Raw genomic sequence first — 23,798 nt, forward strand, 5'->3', positions numbered from 1 at the left:
TCAACCAATTACTAATGCCAACTATTTTTATTGACTTAGGCAAGAATTTTTTCTTCCTCCACAGAATAAAGCGCGAAAGGTCTAAGCCTGATTCACTTCTTAGTTGCTTACAGTTCCCACAGCCTATCTTATAGTTTTCACAACCCATTGCGTAGTGACACCCGCCTGTCATCGGCCACATATCTCGCATAGTCCATACCATAGGCTTATTCACTTTTTTCAAATGCTGCATATCTATAAAACCAGCATTAATCCAATGAAGATGCACAATATCCGCCTCTTCATATTCTCTATTTTTGGTAAAATCATATCCAATTATACCACTGCTAAATATAAACTTTTCCCTTTTTGCATAAAAAGCGGCAAGCATGTGGTCAAAATGAGAACGAAAAAAATTAAAAGCTTTATCTTTTTTGCTTTTTGTTACAGAAACAACACCATTATCGCCCAAAGTTGTGCGGCTATTAGTAAGTATTTTTGACTCAATACCGATTTCTCGCAATCCACAATGCAACCAGTATGCACCTCTTGCAGCGCCGCCACTCAACTCTCCAGCAACAATATGCAACACCTTCATAAATTACCCATAATTGCATTCATCGTGTAACTACCTATTAAATATGCCATCGCCATCTACGCTAGAGAATCTTGCACATACTTATGTTGAAACTGTATTTCTATCTTCACAGCACCCTCCGTCGCATGCGTGTACATCTATAATACTCTCAGGAACCTGTTTTTTTTAATCGACTAAACCTTGCCACCTGACTTGAGACTGGTGTAGCTTGCCAAAATTATAACAAAAACTCTTTAATATTCACTTTTTTATATATTCTATGTTGGAAAATTCACTACTTGCCAATTGACGATATAATATTTCTATATCAAGTTTACCAAAATTTTACAAATATATTTATTCACAGATGAAAAAACTTCATTACAATTTTTTTGAAATGTAAAAAAAATTCTAATTACTGTTTTTCGCATAAAAAATAATGATAATATCAAATACGAGACTAGTCCTATAAATATTCCAGCAAAGAGATGCGCTAAATGTAAATCATTTTTCGTCATTATATTTCTTATAAAATAACAAACAAACAATGCTACAAAAATAGACAAAAATGTTGGCTTAAAAATGACAAAGACAAACTCCAAAAACGAACCACATAGCAACTTAAGAACGGTTTTAATAACAGGATAAATCCAAAAAAAACTTGCAATACAATAAGCTGCCGCGACTCCTTCTATGCCCCACGGCAAACCAACAACAAAAGATGCTGTCAGAAACGGCACTCCAATCAACCCGAGATTGCGTAATACGTCTGATCGCCCTATTGAATTCAAAACAGAACCGCTTGTGCTAACCATTGACTGAAAGAATCCAACAGGCGCTAACCAAGCAATTACATCCGCAGCAGGTAACCAGCGATCACCGAGAAAAACACTGACAAGCGGTTCACGTAGTGCCCAAATTAAGGCCATCAGCGGTGCAGTAATGAAGGCTATAGTTTCAAGTGTTTCCATATAATGTTTTTCAATTAATGAGCGACTGTTCTGTTTACGACTATAAGCAGGAAACATGGCGCGATTGATAACAAATGTAATATTCTGCACAGGAAAAAGCAAAATACGGTAGGCAACATTATAAAAACCCAAATCTACCACGCCTAAAAATTTTCCAATCAGCATTGAGTCTGAGTTTCGATGAAAATAGTTCACAAAATTAAACAAGAATATATTACAGCTGAATCCAAATATCTCTTTCAAAGCCATAAATTTAAATTTAAAAACTGGCCGCCAATCTGAGACAATCCACAGAAATATGGTACTTACAGATGCTGTCACGATACTTTGAACTACCAGCGCATATACTCCACCGCCTTGCCATGCTACAACTATTGCAAAAATTAGTCCACATAATCCAGAAGTCAGTTCAATTTTAGCAATATGTTTGAATAGTGAATCACGTTCAAGCAGTGATTGGTGGACCGTGCCAAGTGATGTGATTGTAAAAACAGGTGCTAAAACAAATAAAATATCAATCAAGCGTGGCTCTTTAAAAAAAATTGACACCAACGATGAAACCGCTATCAAAATTACTGTAGTTATAATACCGAGCAGCACGTTGAATAAGAAAACAGCATTTATCAAATCGAAACTTAAATCCTGCTTCTGTATAATGGCTGCTCCGGTACCCATATCTCGCATCAGTCCAGCAAATGCGGTAACAGTTGCCGCCAAGGCCATTAATCCAAAGTCTTCGGTCGGCAAGATCCGCGCCAAGGTGAATATACTCACAAGCTGCATCAACACCTTCCCAACCTGTGAAACCCCAACCCAAGTGACGCCATGCCGAGTCGTTATTTTATCTTCGGTCATAACCGAGACACTCGCTTTGCGATTCTTATGAGTTTATTGCAAACTCTTCTTGCGAATGTATGTACCTTATTCTCGACTAAAGCATAGGAAGCACAAGGGTAATATACTTTTTGTGTGCTAAAGCAAAGAACAGGCTTGCCGGCCATATTAGCAATTTCTACAGCTTGGCTGACTTCACTCTCGATAAAGAGTTCGGTTTCTTTAAGGTTAAGAAAAATCTCGGCTTTAAAAGATGCATGGCAACCCAATCTGCGCCTAGTTTTGGCATCTGGCAAATTTAACATATGTAGCTGCCCATATTCAAAGCCATGCTTTTTAAGCCACTGTTCAGTATCGAGGCGGTATTTCTCCAGCCTACTCGTAACAAGGTGTCCAACACGATAACTAGGAACAACCAATGGAGGAACATTGTGAATAAATTGAATATAGGCCGGTCCGTCGTCGTTCTCAGAATCGGTTGGGTCCAAACAGAGCACGCCGTCAATGTCAAGGCAACACTTTTCCAAAAACTGTCTATGCATCACATTCCACTCAAACAATCTTGGCAATTCCACAACTTCAAAAAAAATATCTGGTTTGTGAGTGGATTGTTTTGTCGAATATACAACGCAATAGGTGAGATCGTGCGGCCTTCCGAGTTCTGCAATCAGAGCCTGAACTCTCTCCAGCGAACCACCGGACCAGATACTATCATCAACAATTAAAACATGTTTGGCATCACTTGGTTTTAAAACTTCGGCGAACAGGCATTCACGGGTACGCCCGAATATTTTTAAAGGGCTATCTGACAGATAGCCTGCAAGATCGGTTAGTTTGAGATTACGAGAAAGCGCAATCATGTTCGCAGCCAGCATCCCGCTTCGAGGCACGCCAACAACCAAATCAATATCACAAGGTAATTTGTACAGGTTTTCGCGTATGGTATGCGATAAATCTGCGACAGACCGATAGTTCACGGCTTATATCCCCTCATGCCAAGATTTATCCAACCGTGATCGTATCCCCGCACCTCAGAACTGTTCAGTTCGTCAATATTAATCAGACCTGAGTCCGTGAGTAATGATCGCAAGTAGCGTGGCGAGAAAACAGCCATGTGCCAATTGGGATCATTTTTTCGACCAGTACCATCCCCATATGAAAATATACGACCATTTGCCCAGACGCATGGATCACGCCCTTCGTTAAACTTAAACCACCCATCGTTATCAATTTCATTTTTAATCCCAAGCTCTGCGTTGACAAATGTTTGCGCAATTAGAAGTCCATTCGGAATCCATATTTCAATAGATCCACCCGACTTTAAGATACGCACCCACTCCTTAATAACAGACGGCAATTGATACCATGGAATATGCTCGAGAACATGGCTAGCATAAATAAGATCGAACGTTCCAGATGCAAATGGCAACTTTTTTGAAGCATCGCCGATATAGTCAACGTCTCTCCCCCAGACAACATTGATTGTCTCAAATCCAGGAATACGCCTTGGCCCCGGACCAATTTCTAATCTTCTTTCATCTTTTCTTTTGTTCTTGAGCAGATTTAATGGTGTGCACACAAAGCGTGCATATGGATACATAGCGAACCACAAAGCACGTAACACATAACTGCAATAATCCTTAATCCTGTTAATAGAACTTGGACTAAATTTATTTTTCAGAAAAATGATAAATTTATTTTTTAAAGACATCTCAAATTTAACCCTTCAAAAAAAAGATGCTCAGTAATTGAGTCTCTAGAAACAGCGCGACAATAACCTTTTCGATAATTCGACGGGATTCCACGAATTCCACCAAGCCCGATTTGTAATCAGCCTACAGCAACAAGGAGCCCAGCACTATTAAAAATTGATTAACTACAACTACTTTTTTGAAAGAATTATCTTTCCATCCTCGAAAGCTACATCAAGTGGACTTTCACGTTTAATTTGATTGTTTGAGTACTTCTCGTTGTACTCGTCAACATAATACTTCTTAATGGTAATCGTTCCCTTGCCACTTAAGCATGGAGGCTCAACTTCTTTTAATGGCGAAGGCGACTTGCCTTCAATGATCTTGTACTCTTTGAGTTCTACTGGTCCGAACGCGTATGCTTCAAGTATGACATTCCTAAAACACTTAAATTCTTTTTTTGCTCTGGAAACATCGATCTCTTTTTTGTCAGACGAATTCTCCTGTGCAAATTTAAGCAATTTTATTCCAATCTCTTCAATTTTCTTTTTTTTGTCTTCTTTTTTTTGAGTGTCCTTAGCCATGTCAAACCTCCATCACTTCATGTTTGAATTTTTAGCTTCAATTACTACGCATTATCAAATATACATATTAACAGATGACATGGCAAGCAGGCTCTTGACCAGATTATCTTCATAATAAAATCATCGATTTGAAGATGATGAAAATTCTGGTTTTAAACTTCAATCATTCATGCCCTAGAACTAGGGTCTGAATACTTCGGCACCATCGTCCAGCCCCCTCCTTGGGACAAAACAGCCCCTTCCTGGGCCGATCCCCCCGTTTCCCATGATTGGGCAGTCCCAGGCTCCAAAATCTCAGGAGACTCGGAATGTACGATTTCCAGGGTCCTGGGATTTTTCCCTTGGACACCGTGACCCTTCCCCATGAGCCAGATTATCTCTCCGAAATCTCACCACTTTTTATCATTGGAGGACAACATGGACGAAGAATGGGTGCTGATCAGCAGCTACAGCAGAAATGAAGCAATTGCAGACGGCGTATTAATAGACATCACCGCCTTTGCTTCCCAAAGGGGCTTCCGCCTTCCTACGGCTGTTACTGCAACACTCCTAGGTAGATACCTTGAACCATCAGAAAAATTAAAAAATATGGGGCAATCCTTCGAGGGTCGTCTTCATGATCTTCTTTGGATGACATATCTTGCTGCTCAAAACAGCAAAGATTCTGACCGAGTATATTTCGAAGTTTTGTTTCTGAATGAATCAGGCGGATATGACAGACCAACAATCATTGCTCATGTTGGCCCAGGAGATGATCGAGAACCAGTAATGACGATTATGCTTCCAGAGGATGATTAAAATGACCAATCAAAATTTTGATAAGCTTTCTTGCTATGATGATTTGGTTGGTTGTCTGCGTTCTTTGGAAGATTTGTTTTTGTTGATGGGTTCTGTTGATGGAAGGGAGGAAAGGCTTGTCTATGCTTGTTCAGAGATAGGCATGGTTTTAACGGCGAGGTTCCGTGAACGGCTAGGGCTGATGGTTAGGTCTACCCCGCCGGAACAGACTACTTCTCCTGAAGAATAATCTGAGCCACGACAAGAATTGCCTGGGCCTGTTCTCTGGTCGCACCTGAAAGCAGGTCCTCCAATTCTTGAACGGCTTTTTCTTTCGTCAGGACAGAACTACCGAAATCAAAGATGCTGGATAGATCTTCATCCAAGGCGGCGGAAAGTTTTTCCACAGTAACCAAGGTCGGATTCCCCTTGCCTCGTTCGATCTCTCCCATATTCTGCAGGGATATCCCGGCAATTTCCGCCAGCTGCTCCTGGGTCAACTCCTTCGCGCGTCTGAGTCCTCGAATTCTTTTCCCAAATAATTCAAGAAGATTGACCATAAGACCATCCTTTTTGGATAGCTTATGCCCAGTAAAAATTTCTTTTAAGCAACCATGGTTTACTTTTTGCTCTAAAATAGCAGCTATAGTGCGTTTTTTGACGCATCCGCTTGGCCACAAAGGTTTCCTGTGAGCCAAAGGAAAAAAACGCATCATAAAAACAGATCAGCATAAAATCAATGGAACTTGCTGTATGTCACTGACAATCAATCATAATTTGATGGCGATCAACACAGCCAGGAATTTATCTACCCACTATGGGAGCCTCGGGGTTTCAACCCGAAGACTATCATCAGGGCTGCGAATCGGCACTGCTGCGGATGATGCCGCCGGATTAGCAGTTCGTGAAATTATGAGGGCAGATATTGCAAGCCTCGGCCAGGGAATTCGAAACGCCAACGACGCTATTTCGATGATCCAGGTGGCGGATGGAGCACTCCAGGTTATCGACGAAAAGCTGATCCGTATGAAGGAACTGGCTACCCAAGCCGCGACAGGAACCTATAACGCCGACCAGCGTGCAATCATCAACGATGAATTTCAGGCAATGAAGGCAGAAATTGAAAGAATTGCAGCGTCGACAGAATTTAATGGAATAAAATTACTTTCAATAAACGATAATACAAACCCACTAGTACAAAATCCGACTCTGGGGAGCTTATTTGTCAACGGTGTTGATCTCAACAGTAATTTACATTTTTGGGGAAAATTCAATGGAAATGCTGACGATTCAGGATCGAACGGCTTTCCAACAAATGTTGTAAACGCGACACTCACAACTGATAGATTTAATAATCCAGATAGCGCATATTTATTCAATGGAATTGACAGTGGAATTGAAGTAAATAACTTTAGCATGGATTATTCCGCAATAACAATTAGTGCATGGGTACAACAATTATCACAGGGGCATAATGATCAAATTGTAAATGGCCCATTCGGATTTCAACTCGAAGTTGGAGATGCTACTGGGCCTGGAGGATACCAGTCAATCATGTTTGATGCTTTTTCAAGTTTCCCACCTGACAGACTAGCTACGTCCAGCGACCTAGTCACATTCAATGAATGGCACCACATTGTTGGCACGAACAACGGAACGACATCAAGAATTTACTACGACGGAAATCTTGTTGCAGAAAGAGATGTATCTGGTACACTTAGCTTTTCATCAAGCAGGATGGATATAGGAACAGGAGGATTCTACGAATCTTTTTGGAATGGAAAAATTGATGACGTCAGAATATACGCAAGAGGGCTTAACGACGAAGAAATAAGAGCTTTATATACTGGAATAGGAGATTCACTATCTGCTAGCACAGAAATAAATATTCATTTTGGAAAATTAAACACAGAAAACGACTCATATCATATAAAAATATATGACGCGTCAACAATAGGAATGCAGATTAATGATGTTGAAATATCGACACAAGAATCAGCACAAAAATCACTGGATAAAATTACAGAAGCAATTATTTATAAGGACAAAATTCGAGCATCCCTTGGCGCTACCCAAAACCGCCTTGAGAACACCATCACCAACCTTGAGATTCAGGCAGAAAACCTTCAGGCCGCTGAATCCCGCATCTCTGACGCCGACATGGCTACGGAAATGACAGAGTTCGTGAAAAGCCAGATCCTGACACAATCGGCAACGGCTATGCTGGCTCAGGCCAACGCCCTGCCAGAAATGGCGCTTCAACTAATCCAGGGATAGACATAGACCGTATTACAAAGACAATCTGGCGAATATTCCAGATCAGACGCCCCATTGGGGGATTTTTTGAACCCTTCTTTAATCTGCACCTTCGAACAATTCTTCATTGTGGTAATTTTCAGTGACATCATAGCTGATTTATCCCCATAAGTGGTAAAACCAAAAGTCAAAACCTACGGTTTTGAGACATCCACACCTAAAAACAGCCCCTTCAATGGAAATAGCAAGACAATACCGTTGCGGTGCTAGCTGCCAGGACCAATCAGAATCCAACAAAGACCAAAAATCTCCCACGACCCCACCGGAATCGTAAAATTAGTCGAAATTTCAGCCAGTTTCACTAAACTGGCCATTTTGGTCTTATTTTTCCCGTCTCAAATTCACAGACACCCGTGAATTCCGGATCACCTTTTCTGAATCCACTCAAATTTCATCGATTTGATGCTTGCCAACTTGGCAAACCCCTATTTTCCTTGCTACTAGCAGGATATGGGCATGAACCAGAAAAATTCACAGACCAAAGAAAAAATTGATGCCGTTGAACGCATCAAACGTATCGTTATTAGGTGCTGGGAATACATGCACCGAAACACCATTTTTTGTTTACCAGTTGCCTGGAACATTAGTCATTTGATTTTACCCACAGGCCCGTTTCTAAACCATGCGTATTGGTAGAGCCAATGGTTGCTGATATTTCATGATCCATTGTATGAATCTAAAAAACCTGATTTTTGAACAAAACAGTACTATTTCAAGAGCATAATATGGTCACTCAAAACAAAGATACAGAATATGGATTGCCCTGGAAACCAAGAAATACATGGCTCATCCCTCCAGGGCTTGAGGAGACAATCAAAAGATTTGAAATTCAATGCATCAACAATATTAACAATGACAGTCGACCATTGCTTATACATGGGCCAACAGGAACAGGAAAAAGCATGTTTGTCGACTACTATGCATTTATATATACAAACATAAAAGGCAAAACTCCTAATATCGCATATATAAATTGTGCAGCATTACCCTCGGCACTAATTGATTCTCTTTTGTTTGGACACACTAAGGGTGCATTTACAGGAGCAGATAAAAATAAAATTGGATATTTTGAATCTGTAAAGGACGGAATAATCGTTTTAGAAGAAATGGGAGAAATGCCAAAACATCTGCAAGCAAAATTGTTGTTGGCAATAGAAAGCAGAATTTTCTCTAAACTAGGCTCAGTCACGCCAATAAAACTCGAGTGCCAAATACTCGCAACAACAAATGTACAAAAAACAAAATTTAGGGATGACTTATGGTACAGGTTTGACAGTGTTTCCATACCAGCAATTCATAAGCGAAGAATTGACATCCTTTACTATATGAAATTCTTTAATGAAAGAATTTTACATATTCTTAGTCCCAAAATGCTATTTAGCCTGTTGGCCTATAATTGGCCAGGTAATGTTCGGGAGATCGAAAAAGTATGTAGCGGACTGATTCAAAACGCATCATATATATTTAATGAAATACATAGTCTTAACACAAATTTTTTAACAGAAAATTTAAAAATCGATTGTTATGATCAACGTGTATTCTTTTCATTACAAAAAAATTTTACAGACTTAAATTTAAACAATATAGAAATATTTAAAGAAAAACTTGCCACTAGTGAAGTCGACATAGAAAATCTTGAAATGTGTTGGCTATCGAGTGGTCTTAGCTTGAATGATGACAAAGAAGGTTTTGGAAAGGATTTTGAATTTGAAGAGTTAATTACGAAATCATCGAAAACGTATGGAGAATATTTTTTAAGCTCAAAGATACTTGAAATTAATACTATCTATTCTGGTTTTTTGATTTTTTGCAAATTGTTCTTTCAAGATGTAGAGTCAAACTACGATATTTTTGACATGAAAGAACATACAAGCAAGGAAATAGAAAAGCGGAGAGGTCAGACTGGCATCCTTGAAATATTAAAAAGAAACGACATTCCTTTTAGCAAAGAAATTTCTAACGATTTAAAAAAGACACTTCTGTACATATATTCTTACAATAATGATTTTTACTTTCATTTTCACATATATGGATTATATTCATTCATATTGCTAACGGACAATGTCGACAAAGATGTCCCCGATAAAATTTTTGACTATGCGCTGAGCAATGGACACCCAAATAAGCATAATTATGACAATGAAACGAAAAAAGAATTGTTAAAAAACAAAAAAATGATTTTAGCACTCTACTCAAAATCATGTTTTGAATTTTATGAATCGGACATAGAACTCAGCTATACATGGACTGAGTGCCTTCGAATAGGTCTTTGCGAATCACTTAAATTTTTAACAAAAATAAAACATATCAATCTTACAGAGCAGTTTCAACTTAAAGACTTGCATGCGTCTAACAAAGACAACATTTTTCTGGATCATTTTTACGGAGTAGAAATCAACCATCTTGAAAGCCAAGAAATTCCTATAGACAAAATTTCCTTGGACGACCTCGAGGAGTTATACTTCGAGACAATCCTTCATCATTTGAGGAACGGAAAAGCAACGCAGGAAAAAGTTGGCAACATAGCTGGTCGAAAAAAAGGGTCAATCTCAAAAAACAAAACGTTTCGAAAAGTAGATGAAAAGTTTCGAAATTCAAACAAAAATCCATCGAAGAGAATGGTTCTCCTCAACCCTCAATCTTAAAAAACCTTTAATATCTGCATATTATAACCGCATCCTTTGTTGGCACGGTGGTTGCCTTTTTAGGGTTTATTAACGGCGCAAACATTTCCATCCCGGAAGACGCGCCACCCTATGGAGGTATTTATGGATTCTGAAATTTCCACCCCTACAGCCCTTCTGAACCCTTTTGCCCCGCCCCTCTCCATGCCTGGGTCTACTGGAGGCCCTGGCAACACTCCGTCATCAGAGTCACACGTTCATCCCGACTCACATCCTTCGTACACTGATCCTTTCAAAGAAGCATTGGAAAAGGAACTGCGCAACAACGACCGTGAAATTATTGAGGTGATGATTGGAGGGTCAGGCGGCATCGGCGGCATTCCTACTAGCGTCGACGAAGCACTGACCAAGGAAGTGACCCCTGTCAAGGCCATGCATCTTCTATATGAGTCTGTTTCCAAGATGAGCATGGATGAAAAGTACAATAAATTTGTCGATGTTCACAACAAGACGCAGTTCAATATCACTAAGGCTCAAAAATTTATCGCCACGGTCGGTTTGCAGCTTGGTATAATTGTAAATTTGATCAAAAAAGATGTGATTATGAACAACCTTAGCAAGAAGGCATGGCTGCAGTATCGTCGTGAAAAATTCGATAAACACATCCATCCAAATACGCTTGCTGTGTATACGAAAGTTGCTCAAATTAATAACGTAGCAGCATATCTTCATCTTGGAATTGACAGACTTGGAAAGCTCGCAGGTGTAATTGAAAAAAGGGGAATGATTCATGACGAAGACCCCATCAAGGATATAATTGACGCTATTGACAATCAAACCATGGCAACGGGAGTGGCTCATGACTTCACTGAAAAATGTGAAGCAGCGATCTTGCACTATAGAGTTAAAAAATCTGGACTTGACGAAATTACAATGAACGACATCTTGTCTGTACTGGCAGATGGCAGGTCAATTGACAAGAAGGATATCGACAAGATGATCGAGATGAAAAATAGCGGCGTAGATTATCGCCAGTATATCGACAAAGATAGTGAATACAACAATCCAATCACTATTGAAGCAAGCAGCGAGAGCAATAAACCAAAGATTCGGGACGTCAATGCAGAAATTACAAAGCTGAGTGAGACCGTATCTAAAGCTTTAACCATCCCCCCTTCCAAGATCAATCTTGACCTTGAAAAGCTTGATGCCCTTATCAATACGCTGGCCGCTTTGCGCCAGAACTTTACAGCATCTAAAGAAACACTGAAGCAGTAACATAGAATAGCCCTCCCGACAAATCGGGAGGGCTTCAGGATACTAAAATGAAAGTATATTTATCTTCGCCTTCAGAGAGGCTTATGCAGGAATTGATGTTAAGATGCGAAGGAATTCGGCTGAATATCCTTGTAAGCATGGCGATCTTGCCAAATAACTATGAAGCGTTTTTGAAGAATTTTGAATCAATCATCAGCACGATTATTCTCGACAATGGAGCGTTTTCAGCCTTGAATTCGAACATCGGAATGACGACAGGTCAACTTTTGCACAAATTCAAGAAGCACTGCGAGAAGCATAAAGATCGTTATCAAATTATCTTCAGCCCAGATTTTGAATTTGGTCCAGATGGATTCGAAAAGAATTACGAACACTTTCTCGATATGGAAGAACTGGGCATTGATGTGGCACCAGTGATTCATAACCTTAACAATGGTGAAATTGAAGCATACCTGTCACATAACCCTGAATACATTGCTATCGGGCAGTGTAAAGGCCGAACGAATCCGAGTAATTTGTTTCCTGCCGTATATTATCTTAACAATTATGGAGCGAAGGTACATCTGTTTGGCATCACGGAATTTGATTTGCTGGCCGGTTGTCCAGCCTTTTCATGCGATTCAAAGTCATGGCTTGATGATGCAACTACAGGGGTTGTGAGGTTTTGGAATCCTGAACGGCAGGGACAGAACAAGACCGACATCATCTACTTCCCGGACTACCTCGATCAAAAACGGAATGGGACGATCTCCCGCTATGACTACAAGTATCTGGATGTTTTTGAATCATTCACAAAGGCACGCCTGGACTTGACCATGGATGATTTCCTCGGACTGAAAGCCGGGCTCTCCCGCGAGCTGGCAAATGCCGTCTATTATAACGATTTGAGTCAGATTATAACCGACATCCACATTTCGGAAGGAATTGTCCTCTAAACATCCAGAGAAATTTCACAGACCTCTGGGAATTTTTTCTCACAAACGAACCGGGGGCCGAACACTGCCCCCCCCATTTATAGGCAGTCAAGCCAAGGATAATCATGGACACAAATAACAATCATATCCCTAATCAAATTATGCCGCCGGCACCCGGAACTTCTACGAAGTTGAACAGCAATGATGTCTGCACGATCATTCAGCAGATGAATTATTGCTATGATCAGAATAAAACTGTGTATTGCGAACTAGAAATTCAAAATAAGAAAAAGTGGAAGCCCATTGAATCATCAGACTTCATCGCGTTTGTACAAACATATTTTAAAACTGCATATTATAAAGTCTTGAAACAAAGTGATATTAAAAATCTTATTCCAATCCTTAATCTCCTCGCGCTAAACAATGGCAAACAGGTAGAGGTTTATAATAGGATTGGTCGACTTGGTGATGATATTTTCATTGAGACACAAAACACCAATGATGACATCATCAAAATTACACCGGAAGAATGGAGTATCACTCAGAATAGCCCTGTAATCTTCAAACGGTTTACCCACCAAACCAGCATCCCAACTCCGGTAACTGGTGGAAGTCTTGATGATCTGTTTTCAATCTTTTCTATAACTAATCCCGATGAGCAAATCCTGATCGGCACCTGGTTGGTATCAAGTCTGTTTACGAACATGCCCCGTCCCCACCTTTGGTTCGTAGGAGAAAAGGGATCGGGAAAAACTACCCTGGCGCTGAGCCTCAAAAAACTGATCGACCCTGTTTCCAGGGGCAACTTCATGTACCGGAATACAAGCGAGATGGCCCAGGTCATTGACCATCACGCCGTTCCTTTTTTTGATAACTTCACCAAGATTAACATCGAAATATCTGACCTGCTTTGTGCTGCATTCACTGGAACAGACTTTACGAAAAGAAAGCAGTACACCAATGACGATGACTTCACCTTTAGTATCAAAAAACCGATCATTCTTGCCTCAATTTCTTTAGGAAATCCGGCTTCAGATCTTCTTGATAGGTGTATTGTCATTGAAAAAAGCAAAAATGATAGAAAAACAATTCCTGAAGAAATGCTCATGAAGGCATTTGAGGAAAAAAAGCCGAGGATCATTGGCGGAATCCTTGATGCTGCCGTTGAAACATTGAGAACATATCGAGATATCGAAGTTTCTGACTACATTAGACTTGCAGACTTCCAGAGAATAGGCATTGCCGCCGCTCAAGCACTCGGATTCACCAGAGAACAATTCGAAACAGCTTTGACCAACAATTTAAGAACCAAGGGTATTTTGAAATTACAGAGTTTCCCTGTTGCTTCTCTTGTGATCAAATTCATGGAAAACAACGAGTTTTGGGAAGGAACTATGATTGATCTTCAAAACGAGCTTATGGATATAGCCGATGATCCTCATTTGGTGAATTCAAACCCTTCAATTTTGTCCAGAAATTTGAAGGATTGCAAAGATATTCTTGAACAAGCAAATCTTCAGGTTATGTCAGGATCGAACGGCAGCAACGGCAGGAAGTACTTCATTCGACGCATTACAACCAATGATTCAACAGACTACATCGACTACATTATTGAAGATTAATCGAAAGTACAAAATAAGGGGTCTTAATGGCCCCTTTTTCGTTGAGCATTTCATTTTTTCCTTCCCTTGGTCATTATTGGCTTCAGCCCCCCCCTCCCTTTTCAATGGTCAACGCAGGTGAAGCAGGCATCGAAGGTGAAAAACAAGCAATTTATTTATTATTTTTGAAAAAAATTAAAAAAATACATGAAAATTTAGCTGCTTTAGCTGCGTCACCTGCGAAGACTGAGAAAAGTTCAAATCAAGTTTTGATAACAATCATACTCTTTTGATTTTGAATAACTTTTGTGCCGTTCAAGTAACCGGAGCTTTTGGCGATAAAGGGGAAGGCGAATCGCGACAATACTGAACAAATCAATGATTGATTCAAAAATATCTATATTATTTTGACATTCATTTCTTGATCAAGAGAAGAGTTTTCATTCGTTTGATACAGATATTTCTTTCATATAATGAGAAGTTTTGGCGTTTTGTTTGATCAAAAGACCAGAAACATTATCTGAAAGACAATTTCAAACATCACAGACAGTATATTTGTCATGGGTGCCTTGCAGTTGATCCAGTCCAAGTGCCGCTGTTGTGCGGACCATTCGTATCTGAACGAATGGAAGTCAAAAAATACCAAGTTCTTTTTTGTGAAGAACAGCCAACCCGTTTTAGGAAACGATAACGGGGGAGGGGCTGAGACTGAGGAATTAGCCTACATCACGGTGGCGCATACATAAGACGAGACTCATGGCAAGTTGAAGTCGTTGAATCTATGATTCAACACAGGAAAAGGTTCAGACCAATCCCTTTTACGGATGTATGCAAGCGATTATATGCTGGATGATTCTGAATGGATTCGACAATGACCAAGGGAAGCCCATTTTTAATGGGTGGCTGAGTACTTGTAAGGAGTACACCGAAATAACAACCCTCGGAAAGATAAATGTAAGAAATTGACGATTAAGATGATGAAGAAGTATTTTCTATCAAATAATAAACACATCAAAATTTTGTAATTATAGATGCCCCTGAATTTGGGCTTAATCAAAATTCGACATATATTCAGTCTTTCTTTCGAACACATTGTTTTTGGGGTTGTTATTTCGGGATAGCCGGATGCGGGAAAACCGCACGTCCGGTTGTGATTCGGGGCTTGGCTGGTGACAGACCATTCTACCGATGGCCCATGGTTTCCAAAGGATCATTCTTGGAAATCATGGGCGGCTGTCATGTTAGAATTGAATAACGGCAGCTCTCTGAGTGATCAGGGAGCTTTTTTTGTGCCCAAAATTTACAGGAGCCTGTGAAAAGCTGGACGTCCATATTTCGATTCTGAGGGCCGCCGAAGTAAAATCTGAGGATTACACCTACCCACCGCCATAACAGCCCGTCTTGGGCCATTTCTGTGCGAATTCTCCCAAAAGCCTTCTTCAAGATTAGTGAAGTGTCTTCAAAGCTGTCACTTTTGAGGTCAAAATACAGATATTTATCCTTACTACACCAACATATAAGGAGAAATATCATGGGCGAATCCAAAGCTGAAGCAACGACCAAGAAAAAGAGGATTGAAAGCAAGTACAACGCAGCAAAGTTACGCGATGCAATTAAAGGCGGAAACAATGCTGTTCAAATCATGAAGATTCTGGACATCAAGCACAAGCAAACTTTGAAGCAGTACGTTTTGAAACTGATTAGTTCTGACAAGCAATTTTACGAAATTCCTGGTCTTTACATGAACAGTTCTTCTAAGGCGAAGGTTACAAAGTATGGAACAATCAAGCTGATTCTTAAGAATTACGATTTGGGTGATTTTGAATTCAAGGAAGACGATGAGTTCTCTGTATACTCTGAAGATAATCGAATCATCCTTGAAAAGCTCTAATGAAGCCTTCTTTAACATGCCATGGTAAAACATGGCATTTTTCTTTTCCTTTATTGAGCAAGTTGAAGTCATGTTATTTTCAACAAAACTATAAAGATATACAATTTTAAATGTAAGATTTTCCATAAAAACTTACATTCGATAAAATACAAGCTCAATCTTCAAGGATATTAAGCGGATAAGAAGTCCCAGGAATATTCTTGGTGATTGAGCTTTGTTTTGAATGTCAGATTTCGTTTGGTTTTCTTTAGAAAACAATAATTGGGAGATTAAACATGAAAGTTGAAGCCATAACAGAACCGAAAGACATAAAGCGTATCAAAAAAATGTTGCAAGACAATTCTCGTGATCGTTTGCTGTTCATTTTAGGCATCAACACCGGCCTACGTGCACAAGACATTCTCGCCTTAAAAATAGGCGACGTGCTTGAGTGCAAGGTTGGATCAAGAATTTCAATCAAGGAGAAAAAGACAGGAAAAGACAATGTCATAATCATCAACTCTGAAATTTTCAGCGCACTTGAGGATTACCTGAATGATATTCCGAAAACACCAGAACATTATTTGTTCAAGAGTCGAAAAGGAAAGAATGCTCCATTAACAACATATGCTGTGATGAACTACATCAAAGATTGGTGCAGAAAACTCAACATTAAAACACATGTTGGGGCGCATACATTAAGAAAGACCTTTTGCTATCAACAAAGGAAAATCCACGGAACAAGCTGGGAGGTGCTCGCAAAGAGACTCAACCATTCTTCTCCATCGATAACTCGACGTTATCTTGGGATAAAAGAAGAAGAAGTCGAAGAAATCCTGATGCATACGATTTGAAACTGGGGCTGAATAAGCCCCATTCTTTTTATAACTCATATTGATGGAGGAACTATGGGAGTTTACCAACGTGATGGTAGATGGCTCGTTTATTGGTTCGAAGAAGGGAGAAGGCGGGATAAATCTTTCGGAAGGGGAGAAGATGCGAAGCTGCAAGCTGAAAAGTTTGATCAAGCTGCACGTCAATGCACCGTTGAGGCGGGAATGGTTCTGGGCAACGCGATTGTTGCTCCAGAAACATCAGAACCGGAGGAGGAGATTGGAAAGACTGGTCCAACAGGAATTACGTTTGGGCGACTTTCCAGGATGCATCTGGATCATCTCCTGGCCTCTGGGAAAACCGAGAAGCACATCAAAAACGTTGCCGTCCTGCTGAAGAATTCATTCTTTGCCCTTCTGGGTAAGGATACACTTGTGAATGATATGACCTACATCGATCACATACTGCCATTCATCAAGCACTTTCAAGCAGATAGTCCCCAGACAGGCAAACCACGGTCAAAAGTAACCGTCAACAGATACTGCGATTACCTTGATGCGATTTTCAACTTCGGCTGCCAGAACGGTTTGATGAATTCTAACCCAATGAAAATGAGGAAAAGAATTCGCGAAAGACCACGGGAAGTTCAACTGACCGTGGATGACATGAAGCGGATCATGGCTTGCGCTGAACCACATGTACGGTGGGCGATGGAAGTCTGCTTTAACTTGGGAACACGACCTGGAACGTCTGAACTCCTGTCGTTGAAGTGGCACCAAGTAGATTTCGAAAGATCCACGGTGAAGATTTATGCTAGCAAAACTAACACCTATCGGATCGTTCCAGTCAAATCAATATTTCTCGAAAAGCTCAAAATGATGAAAGCTCATGCAGCTTCGGAATACATAATTGAATTTCGAGGAAAATCCGTAACAACTATCAGAAAGTCATTCAAGACAGCATGTGATCTTGCTGGAATTGATTACCCAATTCGCATGTACGATCTTCGTCATTTGTTCGCCACAACAATGCTAACAAATAATGCTGATTTAGCAGCAGTTTCAAAACTTATGGGCCATTCAACGGTGAAAATGACCGCTGACACCTATTATCATTACATGGAGGGAGAAAAAGAAAGAGCTATTAACTTGTTACCAGAAATCTCTTTGTGAAATCGTGTCAACAATTAAAAGGAGCTTCTTGATGAAGCTCCTAAGGAGGGATTGCTATGATCCCAAACGTTATTATTAAGTGCTGGATTTGTGGAAAAGAATTTGAAGTTGAAGCCAAACATTCTTGGAAAACTTTTTGTTTTGATTGCACTGTAATGTATTATCTTCCTGTAGCTCATTTGGTGACACCGACTGAGTTAAAAAAAGACTGGGAAAATAAGAAGCATATCTTATTTAATCACCCCAAAACAAAAATGATAACTTGCATTCATTCTGGAGAAGTATTTGAAGCTCCGATTGAGTCTCAGTATTTCATGACTCTTGAAGCAATTAAGAACGAGTTTTATCCTCGCCTGAATAAATATGGAAAAGAAAATTACGGATTAATCAAAGACAACTGGCGCAAAATTATTGAGCTTGAACCTGAAATCGAAGAAATTTTAACAATCAATCCGCATCTTGTGTTCATGATCTGCAAAGGCATCTACGAAGAAATGATTAAAAAAAATAGAAAATAATAAGTTTTAAAAAAGATTATAAAAAATGATCATAGGGGACGGCTATTTGGCCGTTCATCCAATCACATCATGATCTCGTTTGACCAGTTCAAGGCAAGAGAACTCGAAAAACGGTAGAGATCGTACAGAATTGCGACCTGGATTCCCAGGACCCTGTGAATCCGCCTCCCCCTTTTCCTAAAAATTCAGTTCCAGCCAGCCGTGGTTGCTGGTTAGCCTTAACGTATCTTGAAGGACGCTTGAGATACAATCAGGCGTCCATTTCGTACTTGCAAAAGGTGCGAGGTGTGGGCAATGTTCGATACGGAAAGAAATAATTCGGACTGTTAGGTAACAGACTGTTTGGATATTTGGACAAATTGGGATGCCCCGTCACGGACAGTTGAGCCTATGGAAAACAGCAACAAAAAATGAAACTAATAGCTCGCCAAAAAATTCGTTTTTATTACTATCTCAGCGGTATAGTTGCGATAATATTCATTGCAGCGTCAATGAGTGTGCCCTATTTTTTGAATTTGAAAAAAGAGTACCAGTCAAAGATTGAGCAACTTTCTCAAAGCATTATTTCAGAGAAAAAACGTCATTTGTACGATGTGGTAAACAGAACAATTTTAGAAATTGAATTTATAAAGACAGACACTTCTCGAGAATACAACGAGATTTGTGCCGCAGTTTCTAATTTCTTGTCTAGCTCACATGCGTGGAAGGGGCCGATCCTCGATGAGTCTCTGCTGAATGTTCAAAATGAGCGCATTCAGGATTCAACCAGGAAAGATATAAATAATATCATAAGTTTCATAGTTTACGATACGAAAAATTCACAAGTAGTTGGTTCTTCAGAGGATAATGCAGCTGAAATATTTGCAAGAACAGTATCTTCAAATGCAAATAACAGGGAACTTTATCCTGCTGTTGCAACAGTTGTTTCGAATGAAGGCTTTAGTATATATGTCTTTGTCTCTAGGGACACTTTTGAAACAAATGTAAAAAATCGTATCAAAGATCTTATTCGAGCAGTCCGACTTGGAGACGATGGCTATATCTGGATCAATGAAATAATCAATTATGACGGTGGGGACGATTATGCAATTCGTCTTGTCCATCCAAATCTTCCGCATACAGAAGGGCTTAAACTTTCAACGAAAACACAAGATATTAATGGAAATTTTCCATACAAGACTGAACTCGACGGGGTGAAGCTCAACGGTGATTTATATTTTGATTATTACTTTAAAAAAATGAATACAGATCAAATTTCGCACAAATTAACATATGCAAAATTATACAAACCTTATAACTGGGTTATTGCAACCGGCGTCTATCTTGATGATGTAGATAATTTAATAATTAATGAACAACAATCTATGGAAAAGACGCATAAAAATCAAATTCAAATTCTTGGAATTGTTATTTTTTGCATACTTGTAATTTCATTTATTTTTCTTGTTGCATTTGAAAAGCACATTAACGGACTGATCAGTTCGTATGTTGAAACAATAGAAGCTAAAGAAAAGTCTTTACGACTAGAGAAGGACAAGGTCGAGAAAGCTTTTGGAAAACTTAAAGACGTAGCATACCTCGACTACTTGACAGGCTTATGGAACAGAAGGTCAATGTATGAACGACTTACAGAGGAATACTCAAGATGTTCAAGAAATGATTCTAGCTTTGTAATCATACTTGGGGATATTGATCATTTTAAAGTTATTAATGACACTCATGGACACGGGTGCGGCGACATCGTCCTCAAACAACTATCGAAAATAATGTCTAAAAATATTAGAAATGAAGACAGTATTTCTAGATGGGGTGGTGAAGAATTTCTTATCCTAGGCACATCCTGTGATTTAGCAGACGGCGTTTCTCTTGCTGAAAAAGTACGAAATGCAATTGAACACCAAGAAATTTCTTTTGACACCATTACACTGAAAGTAACAATGACTCTTGGGGTCTCCGCGTTTGATCCAAAAAAATCCATAGATGAGATCATAAAGGAGGCAGACGCAATGCTTTATTTCGGAAAAAATAAAGGTCGTAACTGTGTCATCTCGACACTGATATAGATGTTTTGGCGGCTCTTTGGCTGCCTATTGGCAGACCCGCCACTGTTCGACCAAATACAGCCAAAAAATGACATTCAGTTTTGGCTAAAGATCTAATAATATCAATAATATGGTTTATTTATTGAGGTATGGCATTCAAGAGGTCGTCAGTTCGATCCTGTCCAGCTCCACCACTTATAAACGCTTCAAATGATTCTTGAATGCCGCTTGAAAGCCGTCCGAAAGGGCGGCTTTCCTGTTTTCCCCCGCCAAACAAAAAAGTTGGCTCCCCCAGAAGGGGCCAGCCTACGATCTATCCCTCCCCACCAGAAGAAGCAAAATGAACAGAACCTCTTGAAAATTTTCAAGGGGTTGTTTTCTGCTGCCCTTCATTCGAATTCGGATCAGAAATTTCTGAAAACTGGACGGGGAGCCCACCTGCGAGCTGTTCCAATCCTCTGACGAAGAAAACTATTTCAACGTCTGCCGACTTCGGTCGCGCCGCCCGCCTGAACGCGTCGGACGCCGCCATGGAGCGGCCCATGTTCCTCCAGGCCGCAACGTTGCCGGAGTGCAACCCACGGCCCTGCTCAAACATCCTGAGCGCCAGCCTGAATCAGCCCGCGCGCTTGAGGGTGACGCCACGCCGAATCACACGCCACCGGCATACTGTTTACCCACCCCCCACCGGTGCACAAAAATTCATATCCGTACCAGTTCCCAGCATACACCAATTTACATACGGTTTGGACAATCAGCGTGCGGCTCCGAATTCGACAGTCCGGCCCGGGCCCGGCTGCCGCACCTCACCAGCCCGTTAACAAACATTCATGACCGTCACCGAATCTGCATCCGATGCATCCATCGACCATGCCTCCGAAGAGGAACGCATCCGGCATGAACGTTTCCTCCAGGCAGTCAAGCAACTCTTGACCACGGGAACACAGCAGGACATACCCGTCCGCCCCCTGAAATGCGCCAGCGGCACGTACGCAAAACTGTTGTCCCGAGAGGAACTGCAATTTCTCCTGCGCTGACCCCAGTTTCAACAGCATTTTTCCGGCTCTTCCGCTTAGAGCGTCCAGGCCGTCATCGGATGCCCACTGACGTCGTTGAAGGTTGATCCAAGCGCATCACCACAAGTGACCCGTCATCGCGAGCGCAGCGCGGCCTAGTCGGGCAACGCGCGAGATCCATCCTCGACGTACACTGGAATACGACCGGAAAAGACCGTGAAAAACTGGATTGCCGCGTCGAAGACTCCTCGCAATGACTGATTCCACATTGATTCATCCTGCTCGAACGCGTCCAGAGTTGACCTGTCGCGGCTTACAGGCTCATGGACCCTCAACATGGATGATCCATATTTCCAGCAACACCCCGTCGCAACCGAGAATCGCGGAGACAATATCTCCAAATTTTCAGCCGACGCTTCGAAGATGCACACACGTATCCGTGAGGGCTCTCGGAATTTGTGCATAAAATGGATCATTCCTTGAAGTCACTGCAAAAAATCTCAAACGAGCCCATGCGTCATTCCCCAGAGGGCTGGAATCTACTCTTTTCAAATCATTATAAAAGTCGCCAGCCCCTTCTCCAAGGGCATGACGACTTTTTTAAATGACATCATTCCAAGATAATTCCGGCTCTCCACGGCCGGAACGTAGGGTGACCGGCCACCGAATGACGGATAAACCCACCGGGCGGAAATATTCTTTCCACCCGGCTTCCCTACAGCTACGACCGGTTATTTGCTCTTCTCTTCGCTCAGGTCCGTGACCTTCAAGTCCACGCCCAAGGTGTTCATCAACTGGGACATGGGCATGCACAGCCGGTAACGCGAAAAGGTGTGCGCCGTCATGCCGTTCAGGTAGACCTGCTGGGAACTGAACAGGCTCTTCTGCGCCGAAACCAGATCCACCAGGGACCGCTGCCCCATGCGGAACTGGTCCGTGTAGCTCGTGACCACCTGCGCATTCTCGTCCGTCAGATTGCGCAGCACCGGGATGAGCTTGCCCGTCGCCTTGTAGAAGCTGTACGCCGTGCGCATGTCCTCATCCACCTTTCGCTCAACCTTCAGGGCATCCTGTTCAACCCGAAGCTTGTCGCTCTTGGCTTTGCGCACCGCAGCCTCATCCGAACGACCGTTATAGAGGTTGAAACTCAGCTCCAGCATGGCCGAAGCGTCGTGGTAGGTGGACTCATACCCGCCGGTGTTATCCGAACGGCCGGCCGAAGCCTTGGCATAAAGTTTGGGCATGTACAGACCCTGGGCCAACTCGATCTCCTCTTCCTTCTGCTGTACGGCAAAACGGGCCGCCTTCAGGGCCCGGTTCCCGTCGCGAGCCAGTTCAAGGGCTATGGCCTCGCTCTGCGGAATGGTATGTAGCGAAGGGTCAGGCATGGTCAGGGCTCCGGGCTTGGAACCGAAGAACCTGGCATAACCGGCCTCGGCACCCTCCAGAGCCTGGTCTGCCTGGATGAGACGGGAACGGGCCTCCTCGAGGGCCGCCTCGGCCTGCGTCACGTCGGCCTGCGTCCCGCCGCCGCCGCTGAGCCGGATGCGCGTCAGGTCGAGCAGCTTCTCGTGTTCCGCGATGTTGCTCCGGCACAGGTCCACCAGGGCCCGGGTGCGGAGAACGTCCATGAAGTACTGCGTTGCGCTCAGGCCCACGTCCTCGGCGGTGTTGTAGAGTTCCTCCCTCTTGGATTTGGAATGCAGCTTGTCGGCCGCCACCTTGGAGGACGTCAACCCACCGTCGAAAAGCAGCTGAGACAGGACAAGGCGCTGCTCATTGCTCAACCCTTCGCCCTGGCCGTCGGAATACATGGTCACGGTCGTGTCGTTGCGGCGCACCCCGTATCCTCCCCGGGCGGTGAAATCGAGCTGCGGCAGAAGAGCTCCGTAGCTCTGCAGGTATGCCTCGTGGGACGCGGCATAGGCGTGCTTGCCACTCAAAAATTCAGGGTTGCTGTCCATGGCAGCCTGAATCTCGGAATTCAACGACGCCCCACCGCGGGACACATCGTTCAGAAGCGACTCAACGCCCGCGGCCCCCAGCGGTTTGATGCCCGGACCACGCTCCTCAATCACGACAGCCTGGCCAAAGGACAGGCTCGGCGCAAACAGAACGAAAAGCGAATAAGACATCCACATCAAAACATCCCTGCTCAATTTTCCGAACTTCATCTCCTTTCCTCCTTTATGCACCGAAA

General features: G+C 41.9%; 22 protein-coding genes and 1 pseudogene. 16 read left to right on the forward strand and 7 right to left on the reverse strand.

What is annotated here, in order from left to right:
- The 5 genes from ACYQ3G_RS00005 to ACYQ3G_RS00025 all read right to left on the reverse strand — a co-directional run.
- Positions 1-577 (reverse strand): glycosyltransferase family protein (locus tag ACYQ3G_RS00005; RefSeq protein WP_459821167.1); only part of this gene is annotated, 577 nt, incomplete at its 3' end.
- Positions 578-879: 302 nt separating this feature from the next.
- Positions 880-2,382, reverse strand: a complete 1,503-nt coding sequence (locus ACYQ3G_RS00010; RefSeq protein ID WP_459821169.1) for a lipopolysaccharide biosynthesis protein — start codon at positions 2,380-2,382, stop codon at positions 880-882.
- Positions 2,379-3,338 (reverse strand): phosphoribosyltransferase family protein, encoded by a 960-nt coding sequence (locus tag ACYQ3G_RS00015; protein ID WP_459821171.1) that lies wholly within the window; start codon positions 3,336-3,338, stop codon positions 2,379-2,381. Before ACYQ3G_RS00015 ends, ACYQ3G_RS00010 begins: the two co-directional genes overlap by 4 nt.
- Entirely contained in the window at positions 3,335-4,072 is a 738-nt protein-coding gene (locus ACYQ3G_RS00020; protein WP_459821173.1) for a class I SAM-dependent methyltransferase, read from the reverse strand. The genes ACYQ3G_RS00015 and ACYQ3G_RS00020 overlap by 4 nt, the downstream gene beginning before the upstream one ends.
- 171 nt (positions 4,073-4,243) lie before the next feature.
- Entirely contained in the window at positions 4,244-4,636 is a 393-nt protein-coding gene (locus ACYQ3G_RS00025; RefSeq protein WP_459821175.1) for a hypothetical protein, read from the reverse strand.
- A gap of 417 nt (positions 4,637-5,053) precedes the next feature.
- Here ACYQ3G_RS00025 and ACYQ3G_RS00030 point away from each other — a divergent pair, with 417 nt between their 5' ends.
- Together ACYQ3G_RS00030 and ACYQ3G_RS00035 are read left to right on the forward strand one after the other, a co-directional pair.
- Entirely contained in the window at positions 5,054-5,434 is a 381-nt protein-coding gene (locus ACYQ3G_RS00030; RefSeq protein WP_459821177.1) for a DUF6573 family protein, read from the forward strand.
- Between the two features lies 1 nt (position 5,435).
- The gene (locus ACYQ3G_RS00035) at positions 5,436-5,663 is read left to right on the forward strand and encodes a hypothetical protein (RefSeq protein ID WP_459821179.1); all 228 of its coding nucleotides are present in this window, start codon (positions 5,436-5,438) and stop codon (positions 5,661-5,663) included.
- Here the strand turns inward: ACYQ3G_RS00035 and ACYQ3G_RS00040 are convergent.
- On the reverse strand, positions 5,644-5,973 hold the full coding sequence (locus ACYQ3G_RS00040; RefSeq protein WP_459821181.1) for a helix-turn-helix domain-containing protein: 330 nt from the start codon (positions 5,971-5,973) through the stop codon (positions 5,644-5,646). The genes ACYQ3G_RS00035 and ACYQ3G_RS00040 overlap by 20 nt on opposite strands.
- A 193-nt stretch (positions 5,974-6,166) precedes the next feature.
- On the opposite strand from ACYQ3G_RS00040, the pseudogene ACYQ3G_RS00045 reads away from it, so the two are divergent.
- From ACYQ3G_RS00045 to ACYQ3G_RS00110, 14 genes and pseudogenes are all read left to right on the forward strand, one after another.
- Positions 6,167-6,589: pseudogene (locus tag ACYQ3G_RS00045) on the forward strand (flagellin N-terminal helical domain-containing protein); the annotation flags it as partial.
- A gap of 207 nt (positions 6,590-6,796) precedes the next feature.
- Complete coding sequence (locus ACYQ3G_RS00050) at positions 6,797-7,690, forward strand: LamG domain-containing protein (protein ID WP_459824147.1); 894 nt, start codon at positions 6,797-6,799, stop codon at positions 7,688-7,690.
- A gap of 495 nt (positions 7,691-8,185) precedes the next feature.
- Complete coding sequence (locus tag ACYQ3G_RS00055) at positions 8,186-8,365, forward strand: hypothetical protein (protein WP_459821183.1); 180 nt, start codon at positions 8,186-8,188, stop codon at positions 8,363-8,365.
- 89 nt (positions 8,366-8,454) lie between these two features.
- Positions 8,455-10,374, forward strand: coding sequence for a sigma 54-interacting transcriptional regulator (locus ACYQ3G_RS00060; protein WP_459821185.1), 1,920 nt, complete (start codon positions 8,455-8,457; stop codon positions 10,372-10,374).
- A 123-nt stretch (positions 10,375-10,497) separates the two neighbouring features.
- Complete coding sequence (locus ACYQ3G_RS00065; protein ID WP_459821187.1) at positions 10,498-11,631, forward strand: hypothetical protein; 1,134 nt, start codon at positions 10,498-10,500, stop codon at positions 11,629-11,631.
- Between the two features lie 47 nt (positions 11,632-11,678).
- Positions 11,679-12,566: a hypothetical protein gene (locus tag ACYQ3G_RS00070; protein WP_459821189.1), complete on the forward strand. Its 888-nt coding sequence runs from the start codon at positions 11,679-11,681 to the stop codon at positions 12,564-12,566.
- Between the two features lie 104 nt (positions 12,567-12,670).
- Positions 12,671-14,167 (forward strand): hypothetical protein, encoded by a 1,497-nt coding sequence (locus ACYQ3G_RS00075; RefSeq protein ID WP_459821191.1) that lies wholly within the window; start codon positions 12,671-12,673, stop codon positions 14,165-14,167.
- A gap of 26 nt (positions 14,168-14,193) precedes the next feature.
- The gene (locus ACYQ3G_RS00080; RefSeq protein ID WP_459821193.1) at positions 14,194-14,439 is read left to right on the forward strand and encodes a hypothetical protein; all 246 of its coding nucleotides are present in this window, start codon (positions 14,194-14,196) and stop codon (positions 14,437-14,439) included.
- 1,238 nt (positions 14,440-15,677) lie between these two features.
- Positions 15,678-16,037, forward strand: a complete 360-nt coding sequence (locus ACYQ3G_RS00085; protein WP_459821195.1) for a hypothetical protein — start codon at positions 15,678-15,680, stop codon at positions 16,035-16,037.
- Positions 16,038-16,312: 275 nt separating this feature from the next.
- Positions 16,313-16,870 (forward strand): tyrosine-type recombinase/integrase, encoded by a 558-nt coding sequence (locus tag ACYQ3G_RS00090; RefSeq protein ID WP_459821197.1) that lies wholly within the window; start codon positions 16,313-16,315, stop codon positions 16,868-16,870.
- Positions 16,871-16,924: 54 nt separating this feature from the next.
- On the forward strand, positions 16,925-18,022 hold the full coding sequence (locus ACYQ3G_RS00095; protein ID WP_459821199.1) for a tyrosine-type recombinase/integrase: 1,098 nt from the start codon (positions 16,925-16,927) through the stop codon (positions 18,020-18,022).
- A gap of 56 nt (positions 18,023-18,078) precedes the next feature.
- The gene (locus ACYQ3G_RS00100) at positions 18,079-18,540 is read left to right on the forward strand and encodes a hypothetical protein (RefSeq protein ID WP_459821201.1); all 462 of its coding nucleotides are present in this window, start codon (positions 18,079-18,081) and stop codon (positions 18,538-18,540) included.
- 410 nt (positions 18,541-18,950) lie between these two features.
- Positions 18,951-20,603 (forward strand): diguanylate cyclase, encoded by a 1,653-nt coding sequence (locus ACYQ3G_RS00105; protein ID WP_459821203.1) that lies wholly within the window; start codon positions 18,951-18,953, stop codon positions 20,601-20,603.
- A gap of 809 nt (positions 20,604-21,412) precedes the next feature.
- Entirely contained in the window at positions 21,413-21,619 is a 207-nt protein-coding gene (locus ACYQ3G_RS00110) for a hypothetical protein (RefSeq protein ID WP_459821205.1), read from the forward strand.
- Between the two features lie 710 nt (positions 21,620-22,329).
- Here the strand turns inward: ACYQ3G_RS00110 and ACYQ3G_RS00115 are convergent.
- Entirely contained in the window at positions 22,330-23,772 is a 1,443-nt protein-coding gene (locus ACYQ3G_RS00115; RefSeq protein ID WP_459821207.1) for a TolC family outer membrane protein, read from the reverse strand.
- Positions 23,773-23,798 lie beyond the last annotated feature (26 nt).

Source organism: Desulfomicrobium salsuginis, assembly GCF_054657795.1.